This is a genomic window from Nonomuraea sp. SYSU D8015 (assembly GCF_008065375.1).
In the GTDB taxonomy this organism is placed as follows: Bacteria; Actinomycetota; Actinomycetes; order Streptosporangiales; family Streptosporangiaceae; genus Nonomuraea.
This window is the reverse complement of record NZ_VJYI01000046.1, coordinates 21,364-32,916: the sequence shown is the minus strand read 5'-3', so window position 1 is coordinate 32,916 and position 11,553 is coordinate 21,364. Positions and strand designations below refer to the sequence as shown.

Genomic DNA, 11,553 nt, shown 5'->3' with positions numbered 1-11,553 from the left:
GGCGGTTATGGCGGGAAGGAAACACCCGGTTACATTCCGAACCCGGAAGTTAAGCTTCTCTGCGCCGATGGTACTGCACTCGGGAGGGTGTGGGAGAGTAGGTCACCGCCGGACAATCTTTGATAGGAAGGGCCCCGACGCCTCGCGCGTCGGGGCCTTTCTGCGTTCTGAGGGCGCTCTGGCAGGCGCGTGGGGCCCATCTGAGGCTCAGGGCGCCGGAGCCCTTCGAAGGCGGGCTGAAGCGGGACTGTAGGCCGCGTCGTGTCTCTGGCCGCTCCGTCACGCCTGGGCGCCGGAGCGGTGGGCGAAATGGGCGGTCTGGGCGATGGTGAGGGGACCGGAGGCGCGCCCGACGGAGAAACTTACTTTGAGCCGTCACATGATTGCTTAAAGTAAGGTACGGTCGCTAGACATGCAGAGTGCCGGAGAGGACCGTCACGGCTCGGCCGGCCAGATGGACGCGGTCGCCGGCCAGCGTCACGTGCACCAGACCGCCCCGGGCCGACAGCTGAGCCCCGACGAGCGAGGCCCGGCCCAGGCGCGCCGACCAGTACGGCGAGAGCGCGCAGTGCGCCGAGCCCGTCACTGGGTCCTCCGACACCCCGACGTTGGGGGCGAAGAAGCGGGAGACGAAATCCGTCTCCGTGCCCGGCGCCGTGACGATGACGCCTCTCGCGTCCACGGCCGCCAGGGCGGCGATATCCGGCGACAGGGAGCGCACCGTTTCCTCGGAGTCCACCTCCACCAGCAGGTCGAGTTGGCTTTTTCCGACCCACACAGGCGTCACGCCGAGTGCTTTCTCCAGACCGGCGGGCACCGGGCCGGCTGTCACCTCCTTGGCCGGGAAATCCATGGTGATGGTGCCGTCCGGGAGACGATTCACGGTGAGCGTGCCACTGGCCGTCTTGAATTCGAGTGGCCCCGTCGCCGCCCCTGTGGAATAGAGCACATGCGCGGTCGCCAAGGTGGCATGACCACAGAGCGTGACTTCGACGGCCGGGGTGAACCAGCGGAGCGAATCTCCGAGGAGGAAAGCGGTCTCGGAGAGGTTCATCTCGGCGGCTACGCTCTGCATCCAAGCGTCACTGACCGGAGTGTCCAGCAGGCAGACAGCCGCAGGATTACCCTGGAAAGCCGTGCCGGTGAAGGCGTCCACAGTGTAGAGGTGCATGTGGCCGATGGTATCCGGGGGGCGGATATCGGGATGCAAGCGGGCTGCAAGCTGTACAAAATGGAATTAGGCCTGGGCGTGTCGCGTGGCGAATGCGGAATCGTCGGTTACCGTCCAATGTGTAGGGACGTGCCGATTACGGTGAGTTCCTGAGGAAAGGACAAGCCGATGGGGGCAGTGCGCAAGGTGGTGAGCTACCTTGGCCTGAGCGGGGTCGATCACTACGACGAGGGCTATGACGACGACGAGCAGTACGAGGACGAGTACGTCCCGGCGACGGAGCGGGCCGCCAGGCGGTGGCGCGCGAACGTCGACTCCTCACGCATCGTGATGGTCCAGCCGCTCAAGTACAACGACGCGCCGTTGATCGGTCAGCATTTCCGTGACGGACAGACGGTGATCATGGACGTCTCCGGCATGGCGATGCCCGAGGCGACGAGGATGGTGGACTTCGCCGCCGGACTGGCCTTCGGGTGCGAGGGGCGGATCGAACGCATCGCCGACCGCGTCTTCCTGCTGGCCCCGGCTCATGTGGAGATCGAGACGACGTGATGGGCGGGCTGCCGCCGCCTCGACCGGGTGGCGGCATACCGACGACTTCTAAGCAGCGCGCGGGCCGCGACGGACCAGCCGGGTCAGCTCGGCTGCGTCGTCAGCGGCCTGTTTTGCGCGTGCGTCCGATTCGCGGGCGTACGCGTGCAGCGCCCACACCGCCGCCTCGGCCAGCTCCCGCAGCTCGCTGACCTGGGCGGCCACGTATTGGGCGTCGGCCGCGACCAGCTGCCGGCGCTGCCAGAGCTGCCAGCCGGCCAGGCCGATCATGGCGACGCCGGCGGCCGCGAGCAGGCTGTTGGCCAGCACCGCGCCGACGAGACAGGCGATCCCGACCACGATCAGCGCCATGGCGGCCCACGGGCGGGGGCGCGGCATGATGCCCTCGGTGACGATGGTGTTCTCGGCCGCGGCCAGCGAGGCTCGGTCGGGACCCTCGGGCCGCAGGTGGATGCGGTGGCCGAGGAGCGGCACGGTGAGCGTGGCGGGCGGCTCCAGCCGGCTGTCGGCCTCGAGCTCCTCGGCCACACCACGCAGGATCGGCGCCGCCACGTGCAGCGCGATCGCCGCCAGGTGGGGGTCGGCTCCGGGGCGCAGATCGTCCAGCAGGTACGTGACGAGCGAGGCCATCGGTCCGGCCGGGCCGCCCGCGCCGACCAGCGAGCGGAGCACGGCCAGCGGCTCGTTCTCGGCCCAGGTGGCGGCGGGGCTGCCGGAGCTGTTGTCGAGCGGGGCGGTGGAGTCGTGCTCGGCCTGCCGCGTTGAGGTGATCTCCGCGCACCGGCCACGCAGCCTGGCCAGCCGGTCGGCGGCCATGGAGGGTTTGGCCAGCTCCGGAATCTCCGCCATCTCGGGAAAGTCGGCCAGCGACGGCGGCACGACGACTGACGGCTCCCCGGGGATCAGCGCCTGGACCCATTCCTCGGGGTCCGCGTGCTCCTGGACGGCCAGGGCATCGAGCTTGCGCAGGACGAAGATCTTGCCGGCGGGGCCGTACGCGCCCCGGGCGGCGGCCAGCCACAACGAGCGCTGGCCGTGGGTGACCGGCCGGTCGAGCGACAGCTCACCGAAGGCGGTGCCGAGCCAGGAGGCGTGGATGCGGCTGCCCTGCCCGGACACCGCGAGCGCCAGGCACAGGAAGAGCGCGGTCCGCTGCTGGTCACGCGCGGCCGCCCGGCTCAGCGGCTCCAGAGGGTCGTCGCCGGAGAGTATGGCGACCAGTGCTTCGACGGCCGGAGGCAACCAATAACCGGGTATGTCACGAAACGCGACCGGTGGAGGCGCGGTGCCATTGGCGGCGAGGTGCGCGAGCAGTGCCTCGGCGTAGCGGTGCAACTCCGTCGCTGCTTGGGGGCTCGCAGTCAGGTCCGTGCTCAAGGCAGAGAACTCCCCCATTTCGGCCTCGGTTCATGACCGCGTAAAGCCTAACCGTTGGGGCGCGCCAACCCGGTGAAGGCGCGCCCACGACAGAACGGGGGACTTTGAGCCAACTGCCGGTTTACATGCGCTCGGGGACAGGAACCCCCAGCAGGCCGAGCCCCGTCTCCAGCACGCGCAGCGTCAACGCGCACAGGGCCAGCCGGTGGTCCCTGGTCGCGGGGTCGACGCCTTCCTTGAGCACCGGGCACTCCTCGTAGAAGGTGCTCAGCAGGCTCGCGGTCTGGAACAGGAACGCGCAGAGCCGATGCGGCTCGGAACCTGCGGTGACCTGGGAGACCAGCTCGCCGAACCCCAGCAGGTGGAGGCCCAGCGCGCGCTCGGCCGGCGCGGCCAGGACGATGGAGGCCGTCGCGTCGGCCGGATCCATGCCCGCCTTGCGGAAGATGGAGCGGATCCGGGCGGTCGCGTACTGCATGTAGGGGCCGGTGTTGCCGGTGAAGGCCACCATGCGGTCGAGGTCGAAGACGTATTCGCTGTCGTGGCTGACCGACAGATCGGCATATTTCACGGCAGCCATGCCGACGGCATAAGCGATCTCCCGCTGAGTCGCCTCGTCGTACCCTCTGTCGGCGATCAGCGCCGACGCCCGATCGACGGCCTCCTGCAGCAGATCCATCAGCTTGACGGACTCGCCGGAGCGGGTCTTGAACCTGCGCCCGTCCTTGCCCAGCATCATGCCGATCTGGACGTGCTCGGCGGACACGGTGTCCGGCAGCCAGCCGGCCTGTCGCGCCGCCGCGAAGACCATGCGGAAGTGCAGAGCCTGATCGGCGCCCACGACGTAGAGGATGCGGTCGGCCTTGAGGTCGTGGACGCGGTAGCGGATGGCCGCCAGGTCCGTGGTCGCGTAGCCGTAGCCGCCGTCGCTCTTCCTGATGATGAGCGGCAGCGGCTTGTCGTCGGAGCCGGTGAAGCCGGGCGGGAACACGCAGAGCGCGCCCTCGCTGATCAGCGCGACCCCGGACGCCTCCAGGTCGTCGCAGGTCTTGTCGAGCATGGGGTTGTACATGCTCTCACCGGCGATGTCGTCGTCGGTGAGCGTGACCCCGAGCAGCTCGTAGACCTTGTTGAAGTAGCGGATGGTGGCGTCCATGAAGACGTGCCAGAGCCGCATGGTGGCGGGGTCGCCGCCCTGCAGCGTGGTCACCCGCGTGCGGGCCCGCTGCCTGAACGCCTCGTCGGCGTCGAACTTGGCCCGCGCCGCCTGGTAGAACTCGGTGCCCATGCCGGCCTCGAGCTGCCCGACCGCGGCCTCCTCGCCGATGTCGAGGAGATGCTCGATGAGCATGCCGAACGGCGTGCCCCAGTCGCCCAGGTGGTTTTGCCTGATCACGGTGTTGCCGAGGTGTTCGTGCAGGCGGGCCAGCGAGTCGCCGACGATCGTGGTGCGCAGGTGACCGACGTGCATCTCCTTGGCCGCGTTGGGCGCGGAGTAGTCGAGCACCACGGTCTGCGCGGGCGTGATCGTGCCGACGCCGAGCCGCGGATCCTCCAGCATCCGCTGGGCCTCGGCGGCGATCCACGAGTCGTCGAGCGTGATGTTGAGGAAGCCGGGGCCGCTGACCTCGACCGTGCCGGGGAAGTCGGACAGCTCCGCACCGATCGCCTCGGCGACCTCCCGCGGCGCCCGTCGCAGACGCTTGGCCAGGCTCAGCGCGACGTTCGCCTGGAAGTCGGCGAACTGGGAGGGCCGGATCAGCGGGTCTGCGTCGGCGTGCTCGGCACCGAACGCGCGTGCCAGCGCCTGCTGGACGCGCTCGGTGAGCACTATCTGCGGGTCGGTCATGTTCTAAGGGTACCGGCGAGCTTGACTGCGCCGCTGATCAATATCGCCGCCACGACCGAGACCCCGACGGCGGTCAGGTCGGCGCCGAGATCGTCCGGCTTCAGTGCGAAGAACGTCCTGACGAAGGGCAGCGTCAGCCCGACGGCGAAGGCCACCGCCATGGAGCCGACCAGGATCACGCGCCACCAGGTGAGCGGCCTGGCGATCAGTACGAGCACCCACCACGTGGTGAGGAACAGGGCGATCGTCGCGGCGGTCTGGTTCTCGACGAGCGTGGAGGACTCTTTGTGCGCGGCCCAGAACGACACCAGCACCGCCGCCGCGCATAACACCCCGGCGGGCACGGCGAAACGCAGCACCCTGGGCACGAACCCCGGCCTTGAGCGCTCGAGCGTGGGCGCGAGCGCGAGGAAGAGCACGGGCACGCCGATGGTCAGGGCGTTCACCAGGGTCGAGTGGCGGGGCGCGAACGGGAACATCACCCCGGCCACGCCCACGGCCAGCGACAACACGATGGCGTAGAAGGTCTTGGTGAGGAACAGGCTGGCGACCCGTTCGATGTTGGCCAGCACCCGGCGGCCCTCGCCGACCACGTGCGGCAGCGTCGCGAACTTGTCGTCCAGCAGGACCACCTGCGCGACCGCCTTGGTCGCCGGGCTGCCCGCACCCATCGCGATGCCCAGGTCGGCGTCCTTGAGCGCGAGCACGTCGTTGACGCCGTCGCCGGTCATGGCCACGGTGTGACCGCGGGCCTGCAGCGCGGCGACGAACGCGCGCTTCTGCTGCGGGCTGACCCGGCCGAAGACGGAGTGCGCGTCCAGCAGCTCGCCGAGCTTGTCCTGGTCGTCGGGAAGGGTCCGGGCGTCGATGGAACGCTCACCGTCCGGGATGCCCAGAGAGGTGGCGATCGCCGAAACCGACTCAGGGTTGTCGCCGGAGATCACCTTCACCGTGACGCCCTGCTCGGCGAAGTAACGAAGGGTCTCGCCGGCGTCGGGCCTGATGTGCTGTTCGAGCGTGACGAGCGCGACCGCCTCCGGCGCCGCGTCGTGTCCGCCCGGCACGGGAAGGCGGGCGGCCCGGCAGAGTGCCAGCACGCGGGCGCCGGTGGCGGCCAGAGCGGCGGCCCGGTCGTAGGCGTCCCCGCCGTCCAGCAGCACGTCGGGCGCGCCCAGTACCCAGACGCCCCGCTCCCCGAAGTCGGCGCCGCTCCACTTGCGCGCCGAGGAGAACGGCACCGATTCCACGGCCTTCCACCCGTCCCGGGCGGCGGGGTAACGCACCCGGATGGCCTGGGCGGTGGTGTTCGGCTGCCGGTCGAGGTTGGCCAGGGCGGCCAGCGCGTCGTCGATCGGCAGGTCGTCGCGCAGCGGCAGCACCTGGCCGAGGTCCATGCCGCCGGCGGTGAGGGTGCCCGTCTTGTCCAGGCAGAGCACGTCCACCCTGGCCAGGCCCTCGATCGCGGGCAGCTCCTGGACCAGGCACCTGCGCCGGCCGAGGCGTACGACGCCGACCGCGAACGCGATCGAGGTCATCAGCACCAGGCCCTCGGGGATCATGGTGACGATGCCCGCGACGGCGCCGGTGATCGCGGTGCCGAAGTCGACCGCGTTGCTGACCTGGCTGTAGATCAGCAGGGCGCCGATCGGGACGACCAACCAGGTGATGTACTTGATGAAGTTGGCCACACCGGCGCGCAGCTCGGAGTGCGCGAGGTGGAACTTGGCGGCCTCCTCGGCCAAGCGGACGGCGTACGCGTCGGTGCCGACCTTCGTGGCTACGAACGCGCCCGAGCCCGCCACCGCGAAGCTGCCGGAGAGAACCTGGTCGCCGGCCTTCTTGGGCACGGGGTCGGCCTCGCCGGTCAGCAGGGACTCGTCCACCTCCAGCCCGTCGGAGGCCACCACCTCGCCGTCGACAAGCAGACGGTCGCCGGGGCCGAGGACGATCAGGTCGCCGAGCACCACCTGATGCGGTTGGATCTCCTGCTCCCTGCCGTCGCGCCGCACCTTGACCGGAGCCTCGTTGATCACCGCAAGCCTGTCGAGGGTGCGCTTGGCGCGCAGCTCCTGGACGATGCCGATCAACGCGTTGGCCAGGATGACCAGCCCGAACAGGCTGTCCTGCCACTCGCCGAAGATCAGGATCAGTGCCCAGAGCACGCCGATGACGAGATTGAACAGGGTGAGCACGTTCGCCCTGAAGATCGCGCTCAACGACCTGCTCGACCGGCGCGGCACATGGTTGGTCTTCGCCACCGCCACCTGGGCCGACGTGAGCCCGTCCACCGTAGAGGTGAGCCCGTCCACATAACCCCCTGTATCTGTGGATCGGTCTCACAGACTACGGGTTCACCACAGTCTGTGGGATCGGTGCGTGGCGGCGATCCGCTCGCCGATCCTGGCCACGATCCCGTCGGCGGCCAGGTCGGCGGCGAGCTTGCAGGCCGCGCTGATCGCCGGCGCCTTGGACGAGCCGTGGGCGATGACGACCGTGCCGTTCAGGCCGAGCAGCACCGCGCCGCCGTACGCCTCCGCGTCGAGGCGGCGGCGCAGCTCGCGCAGGCGCGAGCGCTGCATGGCGGCGCCCAGCCTGGCCAGTCTGCTGTCCTCGATGGTCTGCCGGAGCTCGGCGAACGCGTACCGGACCGCGCCCTCCATCGTCTTCAGCGCCACGTTGCCGGTGAACCCGTCGGTCGTGATCACGTCGACCTTGCCGGTCAGCAGGTCGTAGCCCTCCACGTTGCCGGTGAAGTGCAGGCCGGGGGAGCTCTGCAGCAGCTCGTGGGCGCGTTTGACGAGCTTGTTGCCCTTCTCGGCCTCGCTGCCGATCGTCAGCAGGCCGACCCTGGGGTTGGGGATGCCGTAGGCCAGCTCGGCGTAGGCCGTGCCCAGATGGGCGAACTGCACCAGCATCTCCGGCTTGGCGTCGGCGTTGGCGCCCGCGTCGAGGAGCAGTGTCGGCTGGGGGAGCGTGGGGAGCGCGACGGCGATGGCGGGTCGCTGGACCCCTTGCTGCGACTTGAGCCTCAGCCTGCCGGTGGCCACGACACCCGCTGTGGAGCCGGCCGACACGACCGCGCCGGCGTCGCCGCGGCGTACGAGGTGGCAGGCGACCGCGATGCTGGAACGGGGGCGGCGCAGGCTCGCCAGCGCGCCCTCGTCCATGGCGAGCGCCTCCTCGGCCCGGACGATCGGGACCTCCTTGGTGGCGTCGTGGTCGGCGAGCGCCTCGTAGAGCACGCGGGGGGAGCCGACGAGCACGACTTGCAGGCCGCGCTCGCGCACGGCGTGCACCGCGCCCGCCACGATCTCGTGCGGTGCGTGGTCGCCGCCCATGGCGTCCAGCGCGATGGGCTTGCTGTCGGACAATGATCACCTCGTACGGCATCGCGCCCGCCGTCACGGCTTGGCCGGAACGCGGGCTCGGTATGTCCGCATCGCAGGCAAGGCAGGTGCCAGGTTAAACCGGCGGGTAGGCCCTCTTGGTTCCCACCCTGGCCCGTTCCAGTCCCAGCCCGACTCCCACCCCTGCCACTCCGCCCTGGGACTGCTTGCTCGTGGTGCTCCGCTGCGCGCGCACGGGTCGGGCCTGGGCGGCGTTCGGGGCGCGCCTGGGCTGTGTCGGCGCGGTGCCCGGGCGGCACGCGGGACGTGCATCGGGCTCTCCTCGCCAGCCGCCCGCCCCACCCCAGGCCCACCGCCACCCCTTGCCCGGCCCGGACTGCCCCGGCCCACCCCCGGCCCCGGCCCGGGACTGCCCCGGCCCATCACCGGCCCGGCCCCACTGTCCCGGCCCCGGCCGGGCTCAGGGCGCGGCTGCCTGTGCACTTCGCCGTGCGGGCATGGGCCCTCGGCGTAGCCCCGGGCGGGGCGCTGTGTGATGTGCCATCCGCGCCTGCTGCGCAGCCTCGCCGTCCTGCCCCGCCGTCCTGCCCCGGGCGCGGCTGCCTGTGGCGCTTGCCCGTGTGTGCATGGGTCGCCCGGCGCTGGTGCTTGCGGCGTTCCGCTGTGCGTGCATGGGATGTCGCGGTGCAGCGCTCGGGCGGAGTATGGGCCAGCTGTCCCTGCTCGGTCGCACTGCCCGGCACCGTGCGCCGGAGTTGCGGCCGTGCGGCGCGTATGATGCGCGGCCGAGCGTCCCCTGCACGGTGTCCAGTGCGGCCGGAGAGGCGGGCTGGCACAAGCCGGGGTGTCCCCCCACGCCGCGTCCCCACGCCGACTTCCCTCGCATGTCGGGCGTCCCCGCGCGCGTCACCACTGGAAGTGGCTGGGAAAGCGCTCGGGCGCGTGGCGCGCTGTGGGCCGGATGTGGGGTGTCTGCGGGCCGGGGCGGTGGCCGGGTGGGACCTAGTGGAGGTTCCAGTCGTCCTTGCCGCGGGTGACGATCACCTTCGAGAACTTCGAGACCCCCGTCACCCTGATCAACGGCCCGTCCCCCTGCGACCCGCCCGTCACGTTGCGCTTGCCGAAGAGAGAGCCGCCCTCGTCGATCACATGCGCGTTGTCGGGCACCCGCACGATCATCTTGCCGAACCGCGCGTTCGTCTCGATGGTGATCTCCCGCCCCGGCAGCACGGCGTCCGACAGGTCGATGATGAGTGCGCCGAACCGGACCGTGAGGTCGATGTGCCGGGACGCCACCCAGCGCCCCTTGCGCACGATCTTGCTGAACCGCGAACTGATCACCTGCTGCTCGACGGCGGCGGGCGCGCCGGACGCGGACACCTCGGGCAGGTCACGGGTCAGGGGGACGAGGTCGCCGACCGTCTTCGCCGTGTAGGCGGCTTCGAGACGGTCCGCGTGCTCGACGCTGGTGAGTCTTCCTGTGGCGAGCGCTTCGCCCAGCACAGCGGCCACGCGGTCGCGGTCGGCGTCTGAGGCGCGCAGGTCCGGATCGTCGGTCACGGTATGGGAGTCTATGACAAATCGCGATATGTCGCGATTGCGATGAACCTAAGGGAAAACTTGGAGAGCCAGCGGAACCGGTGACGCGGCGGGGAACGTCCGGGTATTAAGAACCGTAGACGCGCGACAGGGTCGTGAGGTTTACGCCCGATCGAACAAAAAAGATGGGAAAGGCCTAGTGATCTTGAACCAAGCTGGCACGCGACGCTTCAAGGCGTACACGTCCAAGCACCTCGACGAGCTCCTGCGGCGAGCCGGGCTCGGCGACGAGGAACGGCTGAAGGTCCGCGCAGTCGCCACGGTGCTGCCATTCCGGACGAACGCCTACGTCGTGGATGAACTCATAGATTGGTCGGCGGCACCTGACGATCCCATATACCGGCTCGTCTTCCCACAGGAGGACATGCTTCCCGCCGCCGACGTCGCCCGGCTGGCCGATCTGCTCAAGGCCGAGGCGCCCAACGCCGAGATCCAGGCCGAGGCCAACCGGGTACGTGCCCAGCTCAACCCTCACCCCGCAGGCCAGAAGGAGCTCAACGTCCCGAAGATGGGCGACGAGCCGGTTCCTGGTATGCAGCACAAATACCACGAAACCGTGCTGTTCTTCCCCAAGCAAGGGCAGACCTGTCACGCCTACTGCACTTACTGCTTCCGATGGGCCCAGTTCGTCGGTGACGCGGACCTGAAGTTCGCCTCCGACGACATCGACCAGATGGTGACCTACATCCGCCGGCATCCCGAGGTCACCAGCGTCCTGATCACCGGCGGCGACGCCATGATCATGGGCGAGCCCGTCATCAGGCGATATATCGAGCCGCTGCTCCACCTCGAGCAACTGGAGTCGATCAGGATCGGCACCAAGGCTCTGGCCTACTGGCCGCAGCGCTTCATCACCGACCCCGACGCGGACGCCACGCTCGGCATGTTCGAGGAGGTAGTCGAGGCGGGGAAGAACCTCGCGTTCATGGCCCACTTCTCACACCCGCGCGAGCTGGAGTCGCCACTGGTCGAGTCGGCGGTCAAGCGAATCATCGGCAGCGGCGCCACGATCAGGACCCAGGCGCCGCTGATCAGGTCGATCAACGACGACCCTGCCGTGTGGTCGTCCATGTGGCGGCGGCAGCACCGCATGGGGATGATCCCCTACTACATGTTCGTCGAGCGCGACACCGGGCCACAGGACTACTTCGCCGTGCCGCTGGCCCAGGCGTACGAGATCTTTAGGGATGCCTACGCCAGCGTTTCCGGGCTCTGCCGGACCGTCCGGGGCCCGTCCATGTCGGCGACGCCGGGCAAAGTGTGCGTCGACGGCGTCACCGAAATCGCCGGGGAGCAGGTCTTCATGCTCCACTTCATTCAGGCGCGCGACCCCTCTCTGGTGGGGCGGCCGTTCTTCGCGCGTTACGACCCCGCGGCGGTCTGGCTGACGGATCTGCGTCCCGCCTTCGCCGATCGTTTTCCGTTCGAGCCCGCCGGAGCTCTCCTGCCGGTCTGAGCGGTCGAGCGCGTCCACCGCAACCGGAATATCCCCGTCCCCGGCCCGTGACAATTGATTTCGCGACCCCATTGTTCACGGGCCGGAGGACCGCTGCGCCGCTCTCGCGTGCGCACGCGAAGTGTCCGTGCAATATCGGAAACAAGGCCCTCCTGTTCCCGTTTTGTCTTCCCGCTCAACGCCGCCCCCTTACTCGGTAACC

General features: G+C 69.5%; 9 protein-coding genes and 1 rRNA gene. 4 read left to right on the top strand and 6 right to left on the bottom strand.

The genetic code is table 11. From position 1 onward, the window contains the following. Window positions 1-114, top strand: a 5S ribosomal RNA gene (gene rrf / locus ID574_RS57950); the annotation flags it as partial. A 292-nt stretch (window positions 115-406) separates the two neighbouring features. Here rrf and ID574_RS57945 read toward each other — a convergent pair. Beyond that, window positions 407-1,171 (bottom strand): PhzF family phenazine biosynthesis protein, encoded by a 765-nt coding sequence (locus ID574_RS57945; protein ID WP_188197618.1) that lies wholly within the window; start codon window positions 1,169-1,171, stop codon window positions 407-409. Window positions 1,172-1,339: 168 nt separating this feature from the next. Between ID574_RS57945 and ID574_RS57940 the strand changes: the two genes are divergently transcribed. After that, window positions 1,340-1,723 carry a cell division protein SepF gene (locus tag ID574_RS57940; RefSeq protein WP_188197617.1) on the top strand — a complete coding sequence of 128 codons (384 nt, stop codon included), beginning with the start codon at window positions 1,340-1,342 and terminating at the stop codon, window positions 1,721-1,723. A 48-nt stretch (window positions 1,724-1,771) separates the two neighbouring features. Here the strand turns inward: ID574_RS57940 and ID574_RS57935 are convergent, their stop codons facing one another. The 3 genes from ID574_RS57935 to ID574_RS57925 form a co-directional block, all read right to left on the bottom strand. Continuing rightward, a complete protein-coding gene (locus tag ID574_RS57935; protein ID WP_223168172.1) occupies window positions 1,772-3,100 on the bottom strand; it encodes a hypothetical protein in 1,329 nt (442 codons plus the stop codon). 121 nt (window positions 3,101-3,221) lie between these two features. Beyond that, entirely contained in the window at window positions 3,222-4,949 is a 1,728-nt protein-coding gene (gene argS / locus ID574_RS57930; protein ID WP_188197616.1) for an arginine--tRNA ligase, read from the bottom strand. After that, a complete protein-coding gene (locus ID574_RS57925) occupies window positions 4,946-7,141 on the bottom strand; it encodes an HAD-IC family P-type ATPase (RefSeq protein WP_223168171.1) in 2,196 nt (731 codons plus the stop codon). Before ID574_RS57925 ends, argS begins: the two co-directional genes overlap by 4 nt. Here ID574_RS57925 and ID574_RS62205 point away from each other — a divergent pair. Further along, window positions 7,134-7,262, top strand: a complete 129-nt coding sequence (locus ID574_RS62205) for a hypothetical protein (protein ID WP_262496191.1) — start codon at window positions 7,134-7,136, stop codon at window positions 7,260-7,262. The two genes, ID574_RS57925 and ID574_RS62205, sit on opposite strands and share 8 nt — an antisense overlap. Window positions 7,263-7,300: 38 nt before the next feature. Here ID574_RS62205 and plsX read toward each other — a convergent pair whose 3' ends face one another. Then, window positions 7,301-8,320: a phosphate acyltransferase PlsX gene (gene plsX / locus ID574_RS57920; RefSeq protein WP_188197614.1), complete on the bottom strand. Its 1,020-nt coding sequence runs from the start codon at window positions 8,318-8,320 to the stop codon at window positions 7,301-7,303. Window positions 8,321-9,298: 978 nt separating this feature from the next. Further along, window positions 9,299-9,856 (bottom strand): DUF1707 SHOCT-like domain-containing protein, encoded by a 558-nt coding sequence (locus tag ID574_RS57915; protein ID WP_223168170.1) that lies wholly within the window; start codon window positions 9,854-9,856, stop codon window positions 9,299-9,301. Window positions 9,857-10,034: 178 nt separating this feature from the next. On the opposite strand from ID574_RS57915, the gene ID574_RS57910 reads away from it, so the two are divergent. Then, entirely contained in the window at window positions 10,035-11,351 is a 1,317-nt protein-coding gene (locus ID574_RS57910; RefSeq protein ID WP_188197613.1) for a KamA family radical SAM protein, read from the top strand. Window positions 11,352-11,553: the final 202 nt, after the last annotated feature.